Annotated in this window: 19 protein-coding genes and 6 pseudogenes; 9 read left to right on the top strand and 16 right to left on the bottom strand. The window is 68.1% G+C overall.

The window, feature by feature from the left end; translation table 11 throughout:
* Positions 1–8 precede the first annotated feature (8 nt).
* From ACZ7L0_RS28245 to ACZ7L0_RS28230, 4 genes are all read right to left on the bottom strand, one after another.
* On the bottom strand, positions 9–962 hold the full coding sequence (locus ACZ7L0_RS28245) for a hypothetical protein (RefSeq protein ID WP_471245371.1): 954 nt from the start codon (positions 960–962) through the stop codon (positions 9–11).
* Between the two features lie 20 nt (positions 963–982).
* A complete protein-coding gene (locus ACZ7L0_RS28240) occupies positions 983–2,746 on the bottom strand; it encodes a S8 family serine peptidase (RefSeq protein WP_471245370.1) in 1,764 nt (587 codons plus the stop codon).
* A 492-nt stretch (positions 2,747–3,238) separates the two neighbouring features.
* On the bottom strand, positions 3,239–3,991 hold the full coding sequence (locus ACZ7L0_RS28235; protein ID WP_471245369.1) for a hypothetical protein: 753 nt from the start codon (positions 3,989–3,991) through the stop codon (positions 3,239–3,241).
* Positions 3,988–4,920, bottom strand: coding sequence for an aldo/keto reductase (locus tag ACZ7L0_RS28230; RefSeq protein ID WP_471245368.1), 933 nt, complete (start codon positions 4,918–4,920; stop codon positions 3,988–3,990). Before ACZ7L0_RS28230 ends, ACZ7L0_RS28235 begins: the two co-directional genes overlap by 4 nt.
* Before the next feature lie 228 nt (positions 4,921–5,148).
* Here ACZ7L0_RS28230 and ACZ7L0_RS28225 point away from each other — a divergent pair, with 228 nt between their 5' ends.
* Positions 5,149–6,018: a helix-turn-helix transcriptional regulator gene (locus ACZ7L0_RS28225; RefSeq protein ID WP_471245367.1), complete on the top strand. Its 870-nt coding sequence runs from the start codon at positions 5,149–5,151 to the stop codon at positions 6,016–6,018.
* A gap of 201 nt (positions 6,019–6,219) precedes the next feature.
* On the opposite strand, the gene ACZ7L0_RS28220 is transcribed toward ACZ7L0_RS28225, so the two are convergent.
* Positions 6,220–6,534 carry a hypothetical protein gene (locus ACZ7L0_RS28220; RefSeq protein WP_471245366.1) on the bottom strand — a complete coding sequence of 105 codons (315 nt, stop codon included), beginning with the start codon at positions 6,532–6,534 and terminating at the stop codon, positions 6,220–6,222.
* 63 nt (positions 6,535–6,597) lie between these two features.
* The gene (locus ACZ7L0_RS28215; RefSeq protein WP_471245365.1) at positions 6,598–6,855 is read right to left on the bottom strand and encodes a DUF6233 domain-containing protein; all 258 of its coding nucleotides are present in this window, start codon (positions 6,853–6,855) and stop codon (positions 6,598–6,600) included.
* Between the two features lie 64 nt (positions 6,856–6,919).
* Here ACZ7L0_RS28215 and ACZ7L0_RS28210 point away from each other — a divergent pair.
* A pseudogene (locus tag ACZ7L0_RS28210) lies at positions 6,920–7,135 on the top strand (transposase); the annotation flags it as partial.
* On the opposite strand, the pseudogene ACZ7L0_RS28205 reads toward ACZ7L0_RS28210, so the two are convergent.
* The 6 genes and pseudogenes from ACZ7L0_RS28205 to ACZ7L0_RS28180 all read right to left on the bottom strand — a co-directional run.
* Positions 7,077–7,582: pseudogene (locus tag ACZ7L0_RS28205) on the bottom strand (hypothetical protein). The pseudogenes ACZ7L0_RS28210 and ACZ7L0_RS28205 overlap by 59 nt on opposite strands.
* A gap of 121 nt (positions 7,583–7,703) precedes the next feature.
* Positions 7,704–8,654, bottom strand: a complete 951-nt coding sequence (locus ACZ7L0_RS28200) for an NADP-dependent oxidoreductase (RefSeq protein WP_471245364.1) — start codon at positions 8,652–8,654, stop codon at positions 7,704–7,706.
* A gap of 85 nt (positions 8,655–8,739) precedes the next feature.
* Positions 8,740–9,519 carry an SDR family NAD(P)-dependent oxidoreductase gene (locus tag ACZ7L0_RS28195; protein WP_471245363.1) on the bottom strand — a complete coding sequence of 260 codons (780 nt, stop codon included), beginning with the start codon at positions 9,517–9,519 and terminating at the stop codon, positions 8,740–8,742.
* A gap of 33 nt (positions 9,520–9,552) precedes the next feature.
* Positions 9,553–9,858 (bottom strand): hypothetical protein, encoded by a 306-nt coding sequence (locus ACZ7L0_RS28190; protein WP_471245362.1) that lies wholly within the window; start codon positions 9,856–9,858, stop codon positions 9,553–9,555.
* Entirely contained in the window at positions 9,765–10,460 is a 696-nt protein-coding gene (locus tag ACZ7L0_RS28185; protein ID WP_471245555.1) for an alpha/beta hydrolase, read from the bottom strand. The genes ACZ7L0_RS28190 and ACZ7L0_RS28185 overlap by 94 nt, the downstream gene beginning before the upstream one ends.
* Positions 10,461–10,517: 57 nt before the next feature.
* Positions 10,518–10,694 (bottom strand): annotated as a pseudogene (locus ACZ7L0_RS28180) (ATP-dependent DNA ligase); the annotation flags it as partial.
* A gap of 305 nt (positions 10,695–10,999) precedes the next feature.
* Between ACZ7L0_RS28180 and ACZ7L0_RS28175 the strand changes: the two are divergent.
* Together ACZ7L0_RS28175 and ACZ7L0_RS28170 are read left to right on the top strand one after the other, a co-directional pair.
* Positions 11,000–12,937 (top strand): nSTAND1 domain-containing NTPase, encoded by a 1,938-nt coding sequence (locus ACZ7L0_RS28175; RefSeq protein ID WP_471245361.1) that lies wholly within the window; start codon positions 11,000–11,002, stop codon positions 12,935–12,937.
* A 158-nt stretch (positions 12,938–13,095) separates the two neighbouring features.
* Positions 13,096–13,362 carry a hypothetical protein gene (locus ACZ7L0_RS28170; protein ID WP_471245360.1) on the top strand — a complete coding sequence of 89 codons (267 nt, stop codon included), beginning with the start codon at positions 13,096–13,098 and terminating at the stop codon, positions 13,360–13,362.
* 233 nt (positions 13,363–13,595) lie between these two features.
* Here ACZ7L0_RS28170 and ACZ7L0_RS28165 read toward each other — a convergent pair whose 3' ends face one another.
* Positions 13,596–13,739 carry a DUF6233 domain-containing protein gene (locus tag ACZ7L0_RS28165; RefSeq protein WP_471245554.1) on the bottom strand — a complete coding sequence of 48 codons (144 nt, stop codon included), beginning with the start codon at positions 13,737–13,739 and terminating at the stop codon, positions 13,596–13,598.
* 278 nt (positions 13,740–14,017) lie between these two features.
* On the opposite strand from ACZ7L0_RS28165, the gene ACZ7L0_RS28160 reads away from it, so the two are divergent.
* A complete protein-coding gene (locus ACZ7L0_RS28160; RefSeq protein WP_471245359.1) occupies positions 14,018–14,257 on the top strand; it encodes a hypothetical protein in 240 nt (79 codons plus the stop codon).
* A complete protein-coding gene (locus ACZ7L0_RS28155; RefSeq protein WP_471245358.1) occupies positions 14,245–14,451 on the top strand; it encodes a hypothetical protein in 207 nt (68 codons plus the stop codon). Before ACZ7L0_RS28160 ends, ACZ7L0_RS28155 begins: the two co-directional genes overlap by 13 nt.
* Before the next feature lie 583 nt (positions 14,452–15,034).
* Here ACZ7L0_RS28155 and ACZ7L0_RS28150 read toward each other — a convergent pair.
* Complete coding sequence (locus ACZ7L0_RS28150) at positions 15,035–15,973, bottom strand: hypothetical protein (RefSeq protein WP_471245357.1); 939 nt, start codon at positions 15,971–15,973, stop codon at positions 15,035–15,037.
* Here ACZ7L0_RS28150 and ACZ7L0_RS28145 point away from each other — a divergent pair.
* A pseudogene (locus ACZ7L0_RS28145) lies at positions 15,966–16,385 on the top strand (transposase); the annotation flags it as partial. The gene ACZ7L0_RS28150 and the pseudogene ACZ7L0_RS28145 overlap by 8 nt on opposite strands.
* Positions 16,386–16,501: 116 nt before the next feature.
* On the opposite strand, the gene ACZ7L0_RS28140 reads toward ACZ7L0_RS28145, so the two are convergent.
* Positions 16,502–17,140 (bottom strand): HAD-IA family hydrolase, encoded by a 639-nt coding sequence (locus tag ACZ7L0_RS28140; RefSeq protein ID WP_471245356.1) that lies wholly within the window; start codon positions 17,138–17,140, stop codon positions 16,502–16,504.
* Positions 17,141–17,372: 232 nt separating this feature from the next.
* Here ACZ7L0_RS28140 and ACZ7L0_RS28135 point away from each other — a divergent pair.
* Positions 17,373–17,555, top strand: a pseudogene (locus ACZ7L0_RS28135) (hypothetical protein); the annotation flags it as partial.
* A 903-nt stretch (positions 17,556–18,458) separates the two neighbouring features.
* Here ACZ7L0_RS28135 and ACZ7L0_RS28130 read toward each other — a convergent pair.
* A pseudogene (locus ACZ7L0_RS28130) lies at positions 18,459–18,700 on the bottom strand (helix-turn-helix domain-containing protein); the annotation flags it as partial.
* 92 nt (positions 18,701–18,792) lie between these two features.
* On the opposite strand from ACZ7L0_RS28130, the gene ACZ7L0_RS28125 reads away from it, so the two are divergent.
* A complete protein-coding gene (locus ACZ7L0_RS28125; RefSeq protein ID WP_471245355.1) occupies positions 18,793–20,700 on the top strand; it encodes a DNRLRE domain-containing protein in 1,908 nt (635 codons plus the stop codon).
* Positions 20,701–21,322 lie beyond the last annotated feature (622 nt).

Raw genomic sequence — 21,322 nt, 5'->3', positions numbered from 1 at the left:
ATGCTCGCCTACAGCCCGATGCCGAACGCGAACGCGATCGGGGCGAAATCCGATGCGTAGCCGCGAATTCCGTCGCCACCCCAGTGCAGGGCGACGATTTCGTTGCTCTCGTTCACTACCACCGACCCGGAGTCCCCGGACCGTGACCACACCCCCTCCGGATTCAGCCCGAGGTCGGGGATCATCACGATCGACACCTGTCCGAGCAGCATCCAGCGCGCGCTACCGTCGTGGTTGTGTGCCACGTAGGCGCCGAGCGTGCCCTCGACCACTCCGTGCGACACGCCGGTACGGTAACCGCGCTTGCGTACGACCGAACCGATCCGCGGCGAGGAGATGGCGGTCGCGGCGCCGATGTCGGCGATCCGCCCGACCTCCGCCGTGCGCGCGCCGTCGACCGAGCACAGCGCGGCGTCGAAGAAGCCGGAAATCAGACCACCGGGGAACGGCGACGGGATGTCGGGCGCCAGACACTGCCGCAGCGAGCCGAGCCGTTCGATCGTCGGTGCCGGGTCGGTCTGCGGCGCTGGCTGCTGGATCGGATCACTGACCGCGCCGCAGATGACGTGGGCGTTGCTGACCGCGACCGGCAACCCGGCCGAGTCGCGGAACACGCAACCGAGTGTGCCCGCGTGCACGTTTCCACCCACGATCGCCGCGGGCCCGAGCTGGATTCCCCCCATGATCGGATCGTTGCCCGGCATGCCGTAGGTCTTCTGGTCCGGAATCCCGGCCTGCTCCAGTTGCGGTTTGCCGGCGACGAGGATGTACGGGAATCCCCCGATCGAGTCCGGCAGCCCCAAGGGTGGGTCGTCCGGATCGTCCACCAGAAGTCGCAGCGTGTATTCGTCGGCGTCATCGACCCCGACGTCGATGCCGTTCACACCTCCGAGCTGCAGCAGGCCGAAGGCGTTTTCGTTGAGCGCGGCCGCCATCTCGACCGGTACCTCGTCCGCAGGCATGTGGGGCTCTCTCTGCTGGGCTAGACGAACTCGTTGGCGATCAACTTGTGCAGGTCGGGCATCACCCCGATGAAGGCGCCCGGAGCCCCTGCGCTGCTGTTGAGCGGGCGCGTCAGCACGCCGCGTATCCGTTGCGCGGAGATCTTCCCCGGCGCCCCGGTCGCCGGGTTGAGGGTATGGAACAGGCTCTGCACCAACAGGCAGACGCCGGCGATCACCGGCGCCGCGGCCGAGGTCCCGCCGAACGGCGGTGCGGTCCAGTAGCCGTCGACCTTCGTCGGCGCTTGGGGGTTGCCGCAGGTCACTACGTTCTCCACCCACGAATAGCAGTCGATACGAGTACCGAAGCTGCTCACTACCCCATTGGTCGCCGGGTTCGGTGCGGTCAGCCTCCCGTGCGGGAGCGCCGATGAGCCGCCGCCGACCACGATCGCCCCGGAATCCTGGAAGTCCGGGCTCTGCCGGTCGAGCATCCGGCGGCCCTGCGGATTGACGAACTGGTCGAGCGGGGCGCCGTTGTTCCCGGCCGCCTCAACGACGCTCACCCCGCGCGAGGTCGCGAGCCGAATCGCGGCGAACACCGCGGGATCGGTCTCGGCCGGAACGAAGTGGTTGACGCCGCCGATGAACGCCGCCAGTTGGGCCTCGAGCAGCAGGACGTCTCCGAATCGCAGCTGCGCCTGCGCCGTCATCACCGCGTTGGCGAGCTCCTGGCGGCTCTGGGAGGAGTTGAACGGCGGATTCGACTGGTTGTACGACATCACCCGGGTGGACGCGGCCGGCGCGATGCCGCAGATTCCGACGGTGTTGTCGGCACCGATCACCTCGCCGAGCACGGCGGCACCGTGCGGGAAGCTCTTGGCGATGTTGTGTCCGCCGAGTAGCTGGATCCTGGCCGGCAGGTCCTGGTGTCGGAGGAACCAGCCCTGCTCGACGTCGATGAACTGCAACCCGGAACCATCGGCGCTTTTCGCCCACGCCGCCTGCACACCGATTCCGTCGAGCGCCGCCCGCAGATAGCCCTGCTGGTTGAACAGCGGGTTCGAGGTGCCGACGACGGGGTCGGACGCCAGCGGCGTGGTGTATGCGAATTCCACTGTGCCGACCAGCTGGGACAGCACCGCGGCCAATCCGTCGGTGTCGAAGCCCGGCGGGCAGTCGATCGCGAGGAAGTTGTTGAAGTCGGCTGCCAGGTAGTCGGGGTCCGCAGCGCGGGCCTCGTCGATCATCACCTGGATCTCGTCGCCGGTGTGCGTGTCGAAGACGCGGCGCAGCCGCAGGTTCGGCAACAGCGAGTCGATCACCGCGATCACCGGTTCGAACCCCGGCCCGACCACCGCGTTCGCGAAGTCGGTGAGGGTGAGGGCACCGCCCGGGCCGAGCGGGACGAAGGTGCCGTCGACTACCTTCACCGTCACTGACGGAGCCAGCTCGCGTTCGAACAGTTCCTGCGTCACGCCGACAGAGGGGTTGAAGCGCAGCGATCCCTGCTCGAACACATTCGTTCGCCCGAACGGAACGGTTGCGTCGTCGATCTCGTCGGTGACCGGATAGCCGAGACCGCTGTACTCCGCGCCGAGGTCCAGGTAGGTGGCCAGGATCAAGCCGTGCAGCTCGAATGCCTCGCCGTTCCGGGGATGGAACAGGATCCGACCGAACTCGTAGGGGCGCATGGCGCCCCCGTCGTACAGGGCCTCCTCCGGCCCCACGGGAGCGCCCAGGTTCAGACCGGACGCTAACAGCTCGGCGTGCTTGTCATCTGCCCACGTCACCGTCTCGCGCACCCTTCGGAGGTATGCCACTACCGACGCTCCCGAACGGCGCGAACGTATCCCGTTCGAGGGTGCGTTAGGCGATGACACGCTGGTGATGTCGGTGAACGGCTCCGCCGACACTCCGGGGCGCGAAGGTCTGCCATGCCACCAGAAGTGAGCCAAGGTGCCCCCGAGGCTGCTATGTCGTGTCAAGCCGCTTGACGTAGATCATCTAGAGATCACCAACAGCATCCGGGACTCTGGGCAGAGCCAAAATTCGAGGTCGGCATCAACCTCGACGTCCGCCTTTCCAACCCCACCCCCCGGAGACAGCTCTGCGACTCCTCCTCGGCACGCTGGCCGCAGGTGCGTGGCGCCCTTCACCTGGTGCAGTCCGTCCGGTGATCGCGTGCCAAACCTGATTCTTATCGCCCTACGGGGCGATGGGGCCATTCTTCTTGTCCGGGTGTGCCGACAGGACATAGCGAGTGGCGGAAAGGTTGGACAGGCCGAAGAGCTCCATCAGCCGGACGGGGTCGGCACTGTGGCGTGCTTCGTCGTAGATCCGATCCACACGCAGGACTCCGGCTGCCAGGCCGAGCCGCTTGAAGGGCTTTTGGACGACGCCAGCGCTGATGGGCGGGCCGGAGTCGTCGACGGCGGTGTTGCGGGTGACGAAGAGGTGGGGGTGGAACTGTCGGGCCAGCGTCGGTATCGCTGGAGTTCCCACGTTGTGGCCAGGCGCAGGGTGAAGTCGTCGAGGTAGATGAGGTGGTCCATGCGTCCTGGCCGGCGCAGGCGTAGCCGGCCCTTGCTGCGGTCGAGGTCGGTCTGCAGGAGGTGGACGAGCTGTCCGGGGAGGAGAGCGTGGACGGCGACGAGGGCGACCATGAGGCGGTCGCGGGGGTCGTCGAGTCGGTCGAGGAGACCGGCGATGCGGTCGGAGGGCAGCGAGGCGGGCAGAGATCGGCTGCTGGTGAGAGAGACGCTGCGGGCGGGATCGCGGAAGACGAGGCGCTCGCGTTTGAGGGCCCTGAAGAGGGAGCGCAGCGAGGTGTGCAGGCGGCGGGCCTGATCGCCGTGGAGCGGGTCCAGGGCTTCCTCACCACCATCACGGAACTGCTGGAGGACCTCGCTACCCGCGAGCTCACAGCGGCCGAGCGGGAGCAGCGAGCCTTCGAAGCTGCCCGTGAGCCCGGCATCGATTACACCGAGCAGGTCCAGCAGGCCCGTGCCGATGACGGCGCCTTCGTGGGGTCCGCTGTTCTGGGTCATGCTGCGTGCACTGCTTCGGGAACCAAGTGGGTGATGGCGTCGACTTCCTCGGCGGTGAGGCGGATCGCGGCCGAGGCGAGGTTCTCGTCGAGGTGAGCGGGCGACGTCGTGCCGGGGATGGGAAGAATCAACGGTGAGCGGTGCAGCAGCCAGGCGAGTGCGATCTGGGGCACGGTGGCGCCGTGCTTGTCGCGGATGGGGCTCAGGACGGCGTTGACGTCGTCGGGGTCAGGGCCTGCGTCCGATGCGCCGGCGGAGAACTTGGCCAGACTGGTGGGATACCAGGGGGAGAAGACCGTGCCGGTTTCCTCGACTGCCGCGAGCAGGTCGGCGCCTGTGCGGTCGCCGAGGTTGTACAGAGCGGTGACGGCTGCGATGTCGACGATCCGGGATGCCTCCCGGAACTGCTCGGGGCTGACGTTCGACAGACCGATCTGACGGATCAGCCCCTCCTCGCGCAGTTCAGCGAGGGTGGCGACCTGGTCGGCGAATGGCACGTCGGTGGCGTTGGGGCTGTGCAGGTAGTAGAGGTCGATCTGCTCGACACCCAGGCGCCGGGCGCTGAGGTGGGCCGACTGTCGCAGGTACTCGCGGTTGCCCACCGCGCCGAAGTCCGCGTAGTCCGGACCGCCCCGGATGAAGCCGCCCTTGGTCGCGATCACAAGGCCTTCGGGGTAGGGGTACAGGGCGTCGCGGATCAGCATCTCATTGGTGTGGGGGCCGTAGGCGTCGGCAGTGTCGATGTAGGTGACGCCGGCCTCGACAGCGCGCCTGAGCAGCGCGACGCCGGCCTCGCGGTCGGGGAACTCTCCCCACATGCCATCGCCGGTCAGGCGCATCGCTCCGTAGCCGATCCGGTCGACCACCAGCTCCGATCCGATGGACACGGTACGGGCGGGCTCGGGGGCACTGTGCTGGGGTCCGGGCATTTCTGGATTCCTCCGTCGGATGATCTCGTCGGTCCGGCCGAGGCGCTGTTCCGGCGGCGATCGCCGGTTCGGTGCAGCCCGTTTTGGGCCGGTGCATCCAGCGAAGCGCACCTTCGACGCCCGCGGACCGGCCAAAGGGGGCTCCTTCACCAGGGGCCTGCCGATCCGGGGTCTGCCAGACCCCCTCTCCCAGGGGCTGTGGTTCGCTCGCCGCCTATGCTGGGAGCCGTGAGCAGTGCGTCTTCCGGCGCAGGCGGCAACGCGGAACTGAGCGGTTTCCTGCGGTCACGCCGCGCCCGGGTGACTCCGGAGCAGGTGGGCCTCGCGGCCCGGGCGGGCCGTCGGGTGACCGGTCTGCGCCGCGAGGAAGTCGCGCTGCTGGCCGGCGTGAGCGCGGACTACTACACGCGTCTGGAGCGCGGCCGCCCCATCAACGCCTCCGACACCGTCCTCGGGGCCATTGCCCAGACCTTGCGTCTGGACGCTGCCGAGCGAGCCCATCTGTTCGCCCTGGCCCGGCGTACCGCGGCCCCCCGGTCATCTCGCCCGGTGCCCCCTCAGCGCGTGCGGCCCGGTCTGCACCGTCTCGTGGACAGCCTGCACGACACCCCTGCCATGATCATCGGCTGTCGGATGGACGTCCTGGCCAGCAATCGGCTGTCCCGCGCCCTGTACACAGACTTCGACGCCAAGCCACACCGCGAACGCAACGTGGCCCGCTACGTGTTCCTCGACCCGGCCGCCCGCAGCCTCTTCACCAACTGGCCCGCCGCCGGCCGTGACACCGTCTCTTCCCTCCGCCTGTACGCGGGCAGCCACCCCCACGATCCGCTCCTGACGGAACTCATCAGTGAGCTGTCAGACCGGGACCCCGACTTCCGCGCCTGGTGGAGCGACCACGACGTGACCGGCCACACTCACGGCAGCAAGGACTACCACCATCCCCTGGTCGGTGACCTGACCCTCGAATTCGAATCCCTACCCGTGCCCGACACCCCCGACCAGTCCCTCATCCTGATGACCGCAGAGCCCGGGTCTGCGTCCGCCCAGGCCCTGCAACAGCTCGCGGAACAAGCAGACGGAGTAAAGACGCACTGAGCCCACACGCGAGACGGGTCCAGCCCACCTCCGCGGCAGCCGCTCCCGACACGGACCCCAGGCTGAGGCCGGATCAGGCACCCGTCACGCTGAACCACACCCCCACGAGTCGACCCACAACGCGATCGACCGCTCCGCGGTACGCGGACATCCCACCAGCTGCGCATCACCCCGCGGCCGCCTGCGGTCAGGGTGAGCAGGCTAGGCCGTTTCTGACGGCTCTTGGACGAGGTCGCGGAGCCAGATGACGATCGCTGCGACGGCCAGGGTGCCGTTGAAGATGTAGTCGCGCTTGTCATACCGGCTGGCCACTGCCCGGTACTGCTTCCACTTGCTGACGCACCGTTCGACGGCACTGCGGCGGCGATACTGGGCCTTGTCGAAAGCCGGTGGACGCCCTCCGGCCCGGCCCTTGCGCTTGCGGACGGCCCACTGCCCGCCGGGCTTGCCGTTGGCGGGCAGTAACGACTCGATCTTCTGCCACTGCGCGTCCGTGAGCTCATGTCGCCGCACCATGAGGCGCACCTGCCCAGCCGAAGGGCTGATCCACCCAGTCCAGCAAGAGCCATCAGAAACGGCCTAGTCCAGGACGCCCAGCTCGGTGTCCGGGCGGCAGTGCGGGCACGCCGGCACCTGCTGCCCCAGCGTCTCGACCGCCTGCTTGCGGGTCACCGGCCGGTACCGCCCGCTCTTCCTCGCCGCCCAGCAGTCACCGGCATGCACGGCGTCCACGTTGGCCCGGTTGAGGCCGTACTGGATCAGCCAGTCCGCCGCCCGGGCCTGGCGCGCCTCGGCGGCCCGTCGCCCCGCTCCCGCTGCTCCTCGTCCGCGATCCACCGGTCGATGAGGGCCAGCTGCCGGGTGGACCACTCAACACCTCGGGCTCGTCCTCGACGTCGTCCGCCGCAGCGACGATGCCCGCGGCTTCCAGGCACTGCCCCGCCGCTGGGTCGTCGAACGATCCTTCGCCTGGCTCCTGCGCAGCCGGCGCTTGGTCCGGGACTACGAGCGACGCACCGACACCAGCGAAGCCGTCATCCGGTGGTCGATGATCACCCTCATGAACCGCCGCCTGGCCGCACCACCTCATCTGTCTGCTGCCCTGCCGGCAGGGTGAACATCCCCGGCTTCGTCTCCACCAGCCAGCCCCGTTCCACCAGCCTCTTCAACCGTGCTCTCGCACCCTCGACCCGGGAAGCGGACGCACTGTCCCAGCCGACACCACCGCCGCCTGCCGGGCACCCAACCGGTCGCCCCCGGCCTCCGCAGCGGCAGCGATCACCGCCTGGTAGTCCATCGACAGATCCTCGAGCCCGGCCGCATTCTCCCGATGCGGCACCGCACGGCGCGGTCCCACCGGCTTCCTTCGCGACGGACCGCCAACCACCACGGCCGGTGCTTCCTCCTCGGCCAGCGCTTCCAGATACTGCTCCAGGCCGCTCACCCGGCGTCTGAGGACCTTTTCCGCGTCCGCCAAGTCCGCCCGCACCCGCTCCAGTTCGGCTTTGAGCTCCTTCACCCGCACCACCGCGGACTTCCGCCGCGCTTCCAGAACAGCCCGCATCGACGGCATCCGCCACCCCCACGGCAACTCGATCAGCAAGGAGTCGAGGCTTCCGTGACCGCCGCAATCCCATGCCTGACCAGCGGAATCCGCACACCAGATTCGGAAAGAGAACGACCTCTCAGTCGTTGACGTGCAGGATGATCTTCCCGCGCCGGTGTTCGCGCTCGAGGGCCTCGTAGGCTGCCCGGCCCTCGGACAAGGGCAGCACACGATCCACCGCCGGCCGAAGGCGGCCGTCTTGAACGAGCCGGGTGATCGACTCCAGTCCGGCCCGGTCGGGCTCTACGACGAAGAAGACGCCGCGGGCGCTGTGACGCTCGGCCTCGTGCTGGTCGGGGGGTGCCGCGATGCCGACCAGGACACCGCCCGGTTCCAGGACCTTCCAGCTCCTGGCCAGTGTCTGCCCCCCGACCAGGTCGACGACGACGTCCACGGGGTCGATCTCGTCCTCGAAGCGCTGGCGGACGTAGTCGATGGCCGTGCCGGCTCCCAGTGATCGTACGAAGTCGAGGTCGGCGGAGCCCACGGTGGCTGTGACGTCGGCGCCTAGAGCGGAGGCGATCTGCACGACGAAGGACCCCACCCCGCCGGCGCCGCCGTGCACGAGGACGCGTTGACCGGGGCGCAGGTGGGCGTGGTTGACCAGGGCCTGCCAGGCGGTCAGTGCGGCCAGCGGCACAGCGGCGGCCTGGTCATGGGTCAGGGAGGGAGGCTTGGCGGCCGCCATCTCGGCGGGCAGGGTGACGTATTCGGCCGCGGCGCCGTTGCGGGTGAAGGGAATCAGCCCGTAAACATCGTCACCTTCCTGCCAGCTGGTGACGGCGTCACCGCGGTAGGACACCACGCCGGAGAACTCGTGCGAGGGGATGGTGGGGGTCCGGTCGTGGCCCGAGCCGTCAAAGCTGTCGGTCCAGGTGGCGTCCCAGCCCAGTTCTCCGGCGGTGACCGAGGCAGCCCGCACAGCGACCAGGATCTCGCTGGGGCCGGGCTGCGGGCGTGGGGCCTTTTCGTAGGTGAGTTGCTCCGGGCCGCCGCGGCGGTGTGCCCGGATTGCGTTCATCTCGCTCATGATCGTTCCTTTGCGTGCGGAAGGATGGGCGGGTGGACGGCTGCGGGGCGGCGATGTACGGGCCGGACGGCTGCCGTCCGTGTGATCACCAGGTGGGGACGAATCCCCCGTCGATGATCATGTCGCTGCCGGTGATGTTGCTCGCCTGATCGCCGGCGAGGAACAGGACCAGGCCAGCGACTTCCTCGGGCGTGGAGAAGCGGCCGGTCGCGGTCGAGCCGGCCACCTGAGCGACCACGTCGTCGGGGGCGATGTCGGCGTCGGCGGAGACGGTGGCCGCGACGCCGCCTTCGGCCAGCCACAGATCGGTCCGCACTGGTCCGGGGCTGACGGTGTTGACACGGATGCCCTTGGGCCCGACCTCCTTCGACAGTGCCTTTGAAAAGGCGACGAGGGCGGCCTTGCCGGCGCTGTAATCGATCACCATGGGGTCGGGCAGGGTGGCGTTGACGGACGCAACGGTCACGATGGAGCCCTGCCCGGCCTGGAGCAGGATGGGTAGGGCCGACCGGGTGACCCGTACGGCGCTGAGCAGGTTCAGATCGAGGATGTGCTGCCAGTCGGCGTCGGTCACGGACAGGAACCCGCCGGTCCGGGCGGGAGCGGCACCGACGTTGTTGACCAGGACGTCGATGCGTCCCTTGGTCTCGTGGATGAGCCGCTCGGCGTCCTGGGGCTTGCTGAGGTCGACGGGGACCCAGGTGACCATGCCCTCCTTCACCAACGCGTCGAGTTGGGGTGTGGAGGTGCGGGATCCGGCGACGACGGTCGCCCCGGCTTGTGCCAGAGCTGTGACGATGGCCAATCCGATGCCTTTGCTGGCACCGGTCACCACGGCGGTGCGGCCTTGCAATGGGGTGTTCATGAAAGCTCCTGGTTGTCCTCGTGGGGTGGTGGGTCAGCTGTAGGAGAGGTTTTGGCCCTTGATGCCTTGGCGGGCCAGCCACTGGAGGGCGTAGTCGGCGACGACGGGCCAGCCGTGGTCGATCACCAGGGAGTAGCCGCGGTCGGGGAACTGCTTGAGTTCGGTGACAGCCGGCAAGTTGTCGTACAGCTTGTACGCCGAGCGGGTCACCACGTCCGGGACGGTGCGGTCGGCTTGGCCGGAGATCAGCGGCAGCGGCCCGCGCTCGGCGTTGTCGGTGGCCACCGCCGCGGCCGAGGTGGGGGTGAAGTCGGCGAACGCGGCTTCGAACAGCGGCATGCCCAGCGAGGGGACGCTGAAGCGCGCGTGCAGGTCGTCGGACTCCTCGCGCGGCAGCGCGTTGCCGGAGGGAGCGCCCTGACACCCTTGATCTGGGTCGGGTCGACAGCGACGGCGGCACGCGCCAGACCGGTGCCCAGCAGCTTCTGCGCGATCAGACCACCGAAGGAGTGCCCGACGATCACTGGGGGGCGGTCCAGGGAACGGATGATGCCGGTGTAGTGGGCGGTGACGTCGTCGATCCCGAGCCCGGCGACCTCCTCGGGGTGCCGACGCGCCTCGGCCACAGTGGCGGCCTCACCTGGCCAGCCGAAAGCGAGCGGCGTGTAGCCGTGCTCGGCGGCCAGGTCTAGCCAGGGCTGCCAGGAGGAGGCGTGCAGCCGCAGGCCGTGGATGAACACGACGGGGGTGCGTGAGTCGGACATGGCCTCTCCTGGGCTTGGAGAACCGCTTCGGGCGGTTTTCACAGCCTCCAGGCTCCCGTGACAGTCACGGGCCCGCATCACTAGCTGTTGTCTTTCCGGACGTGATTGCTGCGTTGCCGCTCGGGTGCTACCCGATCCGGCGCTGTCTGACTTGGTTCGCTTCGAGTAGCAGCGAATGCTGCTGATTTGGGCAGCAGCCCGCGAGCAAGTGGAGACACCGCATGTCTGCGGCCGCTCGAACGCCAGCCGGTCCCGCTCCCACACCACCAGCTCACCGTCCAGCCCGGTGTCCGTCGGCAGCTGCGCGAGGGCCGCCGCCCGGATCTCTGGAAATGACGCCGTCATGTCCGTCTCCTGCCTGGAGTGCAGCAGCACCCGCCGGTCCGCGTACACGGCGAGCTGGGCGCGGTAGCCGTCCCATTTCCGTTATGCGCTGTTGAGCTGTTCACGAGATGGAGTCCAGCGCCATGTCGATCACGGATGGCGAGTGCACTTCACTCGCCGGTATCTGGCCTCATACCTCCTCGCTGCATGGATCGGACGCCGTGCTGAACGCCCGTTGGACATCAGCCTGAAGGCCATGCCGAACAAGCATCAGCTACCGACGGGGAGTTGGCGCCTGGGCGCCCGTAGTGGCGGGGCTGACGTGCTGTCACTGTGGAAGTCCCTGGACTACGGTGAGGTCTGGATCTCGCACGGGCATGAAGGGGAGCGGAGTGGATAAGAAACTGCCCGAAGCTGTGAGGCGGGCAGAGTCTGGTGGTCGGGCAGACCCCCGTAGTGGTGAACAGTGGTTCCGTTCAGAGCAGACTGCGCAGGCCTGTCCATATCCCGGCCTGGCCTCCTTCGGACCCCATCAGGCGCAGTGGTTCTTCGGCCGGGAGGAACGGCTCGGACTGCTGATTGATCGTCTCAGCGGGCGACTGCGCTCCAGTGGCGCGGTGGCGGTGGTTGGTCCGACGGGCGTGGGCAAGTCGTCGTTGCTGGCAGCTGGCCTGCTCCCCGCGCTCGCCGCCGGAGCCATCCCCGGCACGGATCGCATGCCGCAGCTGTACTTCACCCCCACCGAACACCCGATGAACTCCCTGCTCGCCCGCCTTGGGTCCCTCGCCGGCGTGTCACCCGACAGCCTGGCCGAGGCGCTGTCGGAGAACCCGCAGCGTTTGGCGGAAATACTCCGAGAGGCGGCCCATGCACAGGCCGGCGGCGAGGTCGCACATGCCCACGTGGTCCTCGTGGTCGACCAGCTCGAAGAGGTCTTCACACTCTGCCAAGACGAGCAGGAGCGCCGCGACTTTCTCTGTTCACTGTCCGCCCTAGCGAGACGAGGCCCCGGTGGAACACCACCCGTTGCACTGGTGGTGTACGCACTGTCATCCAACTACCTCGCCGAGTACCTCACCTTCAGCACCAGGTACTCCGAGCTAGAGGTGGCGTTGCGCGACCCCGTGTGGGTTGGTCCGCTGTCGGTCCCACAGCTGCGAAAAGCCATCATGCTGCCAGCTCAGGCAGCGGGACTGCAGATCGATCCCGGTCTGACCGAGCTGCTTCTGCGGGACCTTGAGGACGGATCCGAGGCCGCCCAACTGCCATTGCTAGCAAACGCGCTGCACGAGGTATGGCGCCGACGAGAAGGCCTCCGACTGACTGTCACGGGTTACCGAGCCACCGGCGGCATCCGACATGCTGTGGCGGCCATGGCCGAACGTGTATTTGCCGGGCTGGATCCAGAAGAACAGCCGACAGCCAGAAAGATCTTCCTGCAGCTGGTCAGAGTCGCAGACGACAGCCAGCCGACCCGGCGGCGCGTTCCCCTGACCGACTTGATCGGCAACGACCGCAACACTTCCTCTGCTCAAAAGGTCCTGGACGCCTTCACACAGAGCCGTGTCCTCAGGCTAGACCAGGAGACCGTCGAGATCACACAGGAGGCGTTCCTGCGAGTCTGGCCGCGCCTGCGGACATGGCTCTCCGACGAACGTGCTGGTCTCCTGGTTCGCCAGCAGGTCGAGGAGGCCGCAGCAGCCTGGCTGCGCCTCGATCGCGCCCCTAGGGCCCTGTACCGAGGCCACCAGCTAGCCGTGGCCTGGACTTCGTTTGAAGACGGTTGTGATCTCAGCCCGGTCGCAACCGAGTTCCTCTACGCGTCGGTCCGGCGCTGGCGCCGTGCCCCTCGGCTCCTAGCCTTTCCCATCCTGGTCCTGTCCGTGATTGCCCTGCTAACGGCTGGTCTATTCCTGCTGATGCGGGCTCTTCCTGCCGCACACGGCGGGTGGTCGCTGGGGAGCTTCCTCGTGGTGTGGGCCGTGGTGGCGGCGGGAGGGCTTCTTACCGCGCGTCGCAGCCGCCATGCTGGACACGCGTCTCAGCCAGACTCCCAAGCTCGTATCCTCGCCGCTCGATCGAGCGCCTTTCTGGATGGCTTGCGCGATCTGTGGCCCTACCGTTCCACCCCGGGAACAGCTACTCCCGGCCATCGAGTCCCTGTTCGCCCGACCGTTGACAAGCCCTCCCGCGAGCTGAGCCGGCGCAATGTCGAGGAGGCGCTGCGCGAGAGGTACGGTCAACTCGGCGTGCCGCCCGAAGAGTTGGCCCCGTGGCCTGGCTTTACTCACGGCCGCCAGCCCGGAGAAGCCGAAAGGGGCGAGCGGTGACTACGACACCGCCCGATGAGCCGGGCGCTACTGCCGCCGTCGACGATGGCGCGGAGCCAGCCCAGGTGCCGCCACCGTACTCGACTCTGCCGGCGGCCAGCCAGGCGGAGGTATGGGAACGTGTAGTCCCAGGCGCTGGCGAACGCATCCTGCGGCTCATGGAGCAGGACTTCGAGCGCCAAGCTGAGAAGCACCGGCAGTGGTGTCTCGACCGTGTCCATGAGCGCCGCTTGGACTTGGTCAATCTGGCCCTGCGCGCAACAGGCGTGATCGTTGGCAGTGGCGGTGTAGCCGGTTACCTGTGGGTCGCCAAATACTTCGTCGACCACGGCGCCGCGGTGCCTGCGGCGGGCATACTCGGCGGTGGTGTCGCGGCGCTCGCCGCAGCGTTTCTAGGCAGCTCAAAGCGAAACCCTGGTGCTTGAGCATCGAGCGCCGCCAGTGTGCGGCGAATCGCGGTCCACGTTCGTGGACAAGGGACAAGACCAAACCCTGCCCATAACTTCGGCTCCGCCGCCCACCCGGCGGCCAGCACAGGACTGTCCACCGCGATGGTCAGCATCGGCTCGGGCAACGACCATGTCATGCGGCGATTCCTTCCCCATCGGCACCGGGGGCCCGGTGGCGAGCGTCCGGTCGCCCGCCAGCCGGACCTGAGTTAGTCGAGGATGCCGAGGGCTGTGCATGGTCGGCAGTGGACGCAGGCCGGTACCCGCTGGCGCAGTGCCTCCATGGCCTGCTGCCGGGTCACCGGGCGGCATCGTCCGCTCTTGGCCGCTGCCCAGCACTCGCCGGTGTGCACGGCGTCCACGTTGGCCCGGTTGAGGCCGTACTGGATCAGCCAGTCCGCTGCCTGGGCCTGGCGCGCCTCAACGGCCCGTCGCTCCGCCTCCCGCTGCTCCTCGTCCGCGATCCACCGGTCGATGAGGGCCAGCTGCCGGGTGGCCTGCTGTTTACGACGCGGCGGGCGAAACGCGGCATGTCGAGGCGTGTCAGCGGGCGTGATTCGTTCACGTGTTCGATAATAAGAGGTGTGCTGCCCACCGGCAGCAGCAGGGGGCGAGCGACAAGGAGGCGGTCATGCGGGATGACCTGCAGATCCTCACAGCCCTCGGCATCGACCCCACCCGCCTGGACCCAGCCCCCGACGGGCCACTGCGCCACTCCGGGGCCCGGGACCGGATCCACCCGCCAGGCCGCCACCGGTGCTCATCCTGTGGAGCACCCGCCGTCGCCACCTGCCGCCGCACCGTGCCCGGCCTGGGCCTGCGCTGGCAGGACTCCTGCCGCGACTGCATGATCGCCGGTTGGGCGCTGTGATCCCCGGCCGCTACCACCTCACCCTGACCGCCGCCGGCACCACGATGATGCACGGCTGGTGGGGGAACGAGACGACCGCGCGCCGCCAGTTCTCGACCTGGGTCGGAGAGCGTGGCACCCTTCCCGGCGCACGTATCACCCTCACCGACGAGGAGACCGGCGGCGTGTTGACGGCCTGGCCGACAGAGCGGTAACTCTCTGCCAAGCTGGGGATCATGGCTCACCGCCCCTACCCGGATCGCGGGCGTGCCCGCCGACAGGTGGACCGCCACCATGGCGCGGTCGATCGCTGGGCGTCCGCGCGTCCCCGAACCGCTGCCGAAGGCCCGGCCCGGGGGCCGGTGGACGTTTTCCGGGTGGGCGAGTATCAGATCTCTGCCCGCTGACCGGCGAGTCCAGCCCTGGCTGGGCTCGCCCCGGACCGCTGCCCGTCGATGTCGGTCGGCCGTCGTTCCCGGCACACCTGGTGCGCGTCGCATGCGTGCGGTGCGGTTACTTGTGTGCCGGGCGGGCGGGCTCTCTGTGCGCGTCGGGGAGCGCCTCCAGGTCGGCTGGCAGCACGGTACGCCAGCTGCAGCCGCGCCCACGGGCCCGGCGAAGACGGGGGAGACGGAGGCTGGGGGCTACTGTCGGGGGCGGGTTTGCCGGGTGCGCATCCTGTCTGTCCCGGTCCCCCAAGGGCCGGGACAGACAGGGTGTCGCTGTCGTGATCTCCTGCGTCCGTGTGTGGTGGTGGTCGCGGCAGGTCGGTGGGCTAGAAGTTGGAGATGACATTGGTCAGGACGTTGGAGATGGCTTTGGGGTCGCGGGCGTTGTAGGCGCGGGCGTGGGTTTTTTCGGCGATTTCTTCGAGGTACGTCTTGCCGGTTGCGGCATCCACGGCAATGTCGGCTTCCCTTCCGTAGGCGATGGTGAAGACGCGGATGGGCGGTTGGGCGGGGTCGCTGATCCGTTTGATGAGATCGGTGAAGGCGGGTGGGGTGTTGGCGGGTTCGTTGTTGCCGTCGGTGAGGATGACGACGGCGTTGATGGCGTCGGCGTCGTAGGAGCGAGGTCGAGCTTGCTCGGTTCGCCGGCGGCCTTGTCGTTCGTCCCGCTGCGTACCCCCCAGTTCATCGACCCGGAGGTGTCGATGAGGGTGAGAACGTTGGCGGGTTTACGCACCTCGCGCCAGGTGGCGAGGAGCTGGTCCAGGACATCGGGCGCGGGAGTTGCCAGTGTTTGGATCTTCTCGCCGGGCAGGGCGCCGTTGTCCTGGGTGAGCTCCGTGGTGGGTTTGTCGGGCGAGGTGCGGAAGCCCAGCTGGATGAAGCGCTGGCGGGCGGTGGCGGAGGCGAGGGACTTTTTGAAGTCGTCGGCGACGGCCTGTTTGGCCGCGCCGATGCTGTTCAGCTGGATGTAGGGGTGGTCGGAGTAGAGGGTTTCGGCCTCCGCGCTGTCGCCGGAGGTGGTGTCGGTGGGATAGAACGCGACGAGGTTGGTGAGCGGCGGCTTGAGGTGGCCGGGAGTCGTGGTGCAGGCAGGCTCGGCTGATTCACTGCCGCACGGGTAGCCCTCGTTGTAGGCGACGACCGCGTCCTCTTCCACGGTGACGGCGGAGATGTAGGACGTGCCCTGGCCGGCGTCGTCCGCGCGGCGCAGATTCGCCAGGAACGTCAGGGTGGTGTTCCCGTAGTGGACGACCGCCTTCTCGATGGCGCGGACCCGCGTTGACACCCGAGGTCTGCCCCTCATGGTCATGGTCACCCCCGCCGACCTGCACGACGCCGCGGCCGCGAAGGAAGTCCTCTTCCGCCTCCGCCTGATGCACCCCGAGATCACCATCGTCTGGGCCGACTCCGCCTACGCCGGCAAGCTCGTCGACTGGGCGAAACAGCACCTCAACCTCACCATCAAGCCGGTCAGCCGTCCCAAGGACGCCTCCGGCTTCGTCGTGCTGCCCCGCCGCTGGGTCGTCGAGAGGTCACTCGCGTGGATGATGCACGCTCGCCGACATGCGCGCGACTACGAACGGCTCATCCAGCACTCCGAGGCCCTGATCACCTGGGCCGCCATCACCCTCATGACCCGCCGTCTCGCCCGGAAAGGCGCCACCCCCAGCTGGCCCAGGAAGCCTCAGCTCTCCTCCTGACCCTGTGATTTCCCAGACGGCAGGGCCCGGATCAGCGAGCGAAGGACCGTGTCATGGCGGATGGTTCGCAAGGCGAGCAACTCGATCTGGCTGGGAGAGACCGGCCAGACGCGTCATCCGCGCAGGACGCGTGCTGGAGTCAAGGGCCCAGCGTCCAGATGAGCGGCGATGCGCGTGATCGTCCCGATGTTGTCCTCGAACAGATGCGCCTGCATGCCCGCCGCCTGGGCGGCCTCAACGTTGGCTGCGACATCGTCCACGAAGAGACAGCTCTCCGGCCCCACCTCCAAGCTGGCGCAAGCAGCTTCGAAGGCACGCAGGTCAGGCTTCTCAATGCCGATCTCGTGCGAGTAGACGATCTGCTCAACCAGTTCGTCGAAGTGGTACAGCGCCGTCTCCCGTTCCCGAGCCCCGACGAAGCTGTTGCTCAGGATGCCCAGCCTGCATCGTCCCTGCAGCCCTCGCACATAGGCGATGAGTTCCTCGTTCGGCGTTCCCAGATACTCCGCCCAAAGGTCAGCCATGAAGGCTTCGAGCTGGCGAACGTCGAGGCCCAAGCGTGATGCCACTTCCCGGTGCACGTCGTGTTCGCTGATGCTCCCGACGCTTCCAGCACGCCACACGTCGCGCATCCGCTCATTCACGGTGCCCAGCGGCAGCTCCAACTGCTCTTCCCACCGTTGCACCACTCCGGTTTCCGGCGTGATCTCCAGTACGCCACCGATGTCGAGAATGATGCAGGTCGTGGTCACGCGAACTCCCCCTCTTCGTCCCGCCTGGCCAGCGAGCGCACTCCTGTGATCTACGGAGACACTGTTGTCCTTCCCTTGGGGGCAAGGTCAAGCAATCTTGGAACCTGTGACAGCCCTGTCGCGAGCCGCTGACACGATTCGGCCGCAACAGCAGGTGCCATCAAAGTGACGCGAGGAACGATCGCAGCAGCACCGAGGACTCGGGATAAAACAACGGGTGAAAACGACCTCTTACACGCAGCTCATGGTTGCCTACGACAGCGGCTGGGTGTTGGCGGCCCTGGCTGGCCTTCTGATGGCGTGGCAGGGCAGCAGCGCCGGTGGCGAAGTCTGGATGGGCTACCAGACAGCCGCCGCCATTGCGTTCGCCGCGCTGCTTATCGCCGCTGCCCCTACGCAGATGACCTCGGATTGAGCGAGACAGTCGACCCGCCCCCGTCTCGCTCGAACTGAGGCACCTCAGGTCAGGCACGCACGCTGCCTCACCTTCCGCGAGACTGGACACTGCCCCCTGGATGCCTTGAAGCTGCCCCGGTGGCCGGCCGCCTTGGCGGTCTTCGGTACGGCCTCGATCTCCGCGGCCACGACCCACAGGTGGGAGAGGTCCGGCTTCTCTTCCTTCGTAGGCAGCACAGGAGGGCCGTCGGGATCGGACTCCGTAAGGGGCTTGGTCTCCGTCACCGGTGGCGCGGTCTCGGGGAGGCGAGCCAAGAGAACACAGACTCCTGCAGGTGCGACCGCCGGTCTCGGACGAAAGAGGAGCCATCGCGGCCGTCACCGTTCCTCGGGATCACTGCGGGGTTGACGTAGAGCGATGCAGTCGCGGATTCATGCACGTCATGCGGCGGTACGGCGGAACCTTCCACCGGAATTTCCACTCCGCCTTCCGCCGACCGTCAGAGGCTGCCGCGTCCCGGTCTGCTTCGGCCTTCGCCGGTCGCTGGGAGGCGGTGGGGTCGACGACGTGCACGACACCGTCGCCGATGGTCGGTGCAAGGCCTGTCTGCCTCGCCTTGGCCTTCGCCTTCTTCCGCGCCGCAGGTGGGAAAATGTTGTGCCGTCTGATGTCAACCAGCTGCGTCTCCCCAGTGTGCTGCTGCATCATCTGCCACGCGGTGTAGAGCACGCTGGCTCAGTCGTGCGGGTCCGGCTGCGGCTGATCCTCGAAGTGCTCGCCGATTGGCAGTAGCGCCTCGTCGTGCCAGTGGAGAGGACCCCACAGGTCGGTGTACCGGCGGGAAAGCACGGCGTCGTGTGCCCGGGCCATGGCAGCCGTCACGGGCAAACCGTCCATCATTGCGACCGGAGCGTCGTCGGGCACGTCGTGCGTGGCACCGTGTCGGAGGTGCACGAGGGTGGCCAGGAGCCGGTCGACGAACACCAGCCGGTGCTTCGCGCCCGCGCCCGCGGCCCGCTGCCGTGGCCTGGACGCAAGCCTGGCCTGCTGGCGTTCATGCCACAACGGGCCCGGTTCGGTGCCGAGTTCGGCGATCACATCGGCCGACAGGCCGTGATCCTGCGGTCGCTGACGATCGTGGCATGAGACGCCTTCCTCACCACCCGGCGGCGGCCCCTCTCTTCTTCACCCCGGTGACACTCGCTGCTAGCCTTGCGCCGCCCCACACCATGATCACCGCAGAGAAGGGCTTCGAGTGAAGAACCATAGGCGGGCGGCCGGGCATACACCGCTGCGCATACGGGCCACGGTTGCCGCAGTCGCCACGGCGGCCTTCGCGGCCCTCGCCCTCGCCGCTCCCGGCGACGCGACGGCCCCGGCGCAGGCCGGCGCGGCGCGGACGGGAGTCTCCGACGCGAAGGCATCGGCCGCCTACACGACCCCGGCGGGCCTCTCGCCGATCGTGCAGAGCGGACCGCGCAACATCATCACGCGCGTCCAGGACACGTACGTCAGCAGCACGGACGCGCGCGACCACTCCACCGGCGCGGTGCTGCACATCGGCACCCCCGACAACGGCACAACCAAGTACCGCAGTTACCTCAAGTTCGACGTCTCCAAGCTGCACGGCGCCAGCATCAAGAGCGCCAAGCTGCGGCTCTACGACTCCTACACCGGCTCCTGCGACGGCTGGTGGATGTACGCAGACCCGGTCTCCGCGTCCTGGGACCAGTCGACCATCACCTGGGCCAACAAGCCCGCTGTCACCGCCGGTTACCAGGCCTCGGCCAATTTCGGCATCGGCCACCCCAACTGCCCGGACGTCCCCAACCGCACCGACCCCGACCAGTCGAACGGCCTGCGGCGCATCGACGTGACGTCGATGGTCAACGCCTGGGCCCAGGGCACGCTGACCAACTACGGCATGCAGCTCTCCGCGGGCGAACTGGACAGCAAGGCCTACAAGGACTTCTGCTCCATGAACCCTGACTCCGCCGACTATGCGTGCAACATCGGCTACTACACGCCTACTCTCGAGGTGGAGTTCAACGCGGGTGCGACCGCGCTCATGGCCGGGGACAACTACGCGGTGGACTACGGGGGTTACCCCGCCACCAGCCCCGCGCTGGAGTTCTACGACAGCACCAAGCCGTCGGTGTGGTCGGCTTCCGGGCCGTACCAGCGCTGGGTCCCGGACGCCTACCACTCGATCCTGGACTCCTCCCTGGTCAGCGGCACGTCCACCGTGCCCGGCGGCACCTTCGGCGGCGGCACGGAGTTCAAGCTGCGGCCCACGGGGGCGTACAGCTCCAGCGGCGCTCTCAGCAGCCAGCTGATGGTGGTCGGCGACGGCAACAGCGGGTTCATCGGTGTCATCCCGTTCCCCGCGCTGTCCGGCTACCGCTGGGCCATCAACGTCGGCCACAACGTCAACATGCACGGCGTGGAACTGCTGCCCAACGGCAGTGTGGCGGTCGCCGAGGTCGGCACCGGCTCGGTCCGGCTGTACACCGCGGCGCAGGGCGCGCCCGGCAACGGCCCGAGCGCCTGGCAGACCCCGTACGACTCCCAGCCGCTCGCGGGCGCCCACCAGGTGCTGTGGGACGACACGATGAGCTCCCTGTGGGCGATCGGCGACTCGGAACTGGTGCGCTACAGCCTCACCGCCGAGGGCAAGCTCCACCGCGAAAACGGCTACGCCCTGCCGAAGAACGGCACCAGCCTGGCATACGGCCACGACATCTCGCCGGTGTACGGAAACCCGGACCGGCTGTGGGTGTCGGCGAACGCCGGCGCAGTGCAGTTCTCCAAGAGCGGCCAGAGCGCCTGCTACACCAGCAGCCGCTGGCCGACCACGGGGGAACTGGGTCCCGACGCCTCGCACTGGTGCACCGACTATCCCTATGAGTCGCAGGTCAACCGGTACTCCATGGTGAAGTCCGCCGGCAACGACCCGGTGACCGGCCAGGTCGCCACCATCTGCCTGCAGCGTGACCCGAACAAGACCGACAACTGCCACGCCCCGGTCGGCAGCGAGAAGTGGCGCGACTGGACCACGCCGGAGATCGATTTCGTGGATGCGAACGGCCGCAAGAGCTACTCGTGGAGCGAGGGCGTCGCCGGGTACTACCGCGCGCGCTGGCTGGTTCCCAGCTACACGTGACGCGCCACGGCTGACCGCACGGACTGGGCCACCAGCAACGCCACGTCGTCGTGGTCGTCCGGGTGGCGCAGGCCGTACAGCAGGTCGCCGGCGCACGGATCTGCATCGCGCGGCGTCGACCGTGGTGAAGTGAAGACCCGGGCAGCGCGACGTCTTCGGCGGTTCCGAACCCGAGCGTGCGGGTATGGCCGCGGTGAGGTCAGCGCTCATCGCCCCAGGGCGGCCGACCAGATTCAAGGAGATGGGGCTGACCTCATGGGCCCTGGAGTGCTTTGCGCGCAGCGTCTGAATGACAGTGTCGCCGCGCCGTTGGAAGTCCCAAGTCCAATCGGGGTCCACGGTGTCAGCCCGGCCGCCCAGCGCCCGGACACGTTCGACGAGATCGTCCGCGCCCAGCAACATGGCCTTCTCCTGGTTGAAGTCCTTGGCTGCCTCGCGCAAGAGGCCGCGGGTGAAATGGCGCCTGGACCTTGGAGGTCTGTCCTGGATTCACGAGCCCCCTGGCATCGCTGCCCGGCTGGCACCCGCCACTTGAGTCGGGGCCTGGACTGGTACCTGGCGGGGGCGTGGGCATCGATCGGCTCGCATGAGGTCCAGGCGCTGCGGACATCTTCGCGCGGGG

This window comes from Streptomyces sp. NPDC039424 (assembly GCF_055639495.1).
This window is presented reverse-complemented; position numbering and strand designations above follow the sequence as displayed.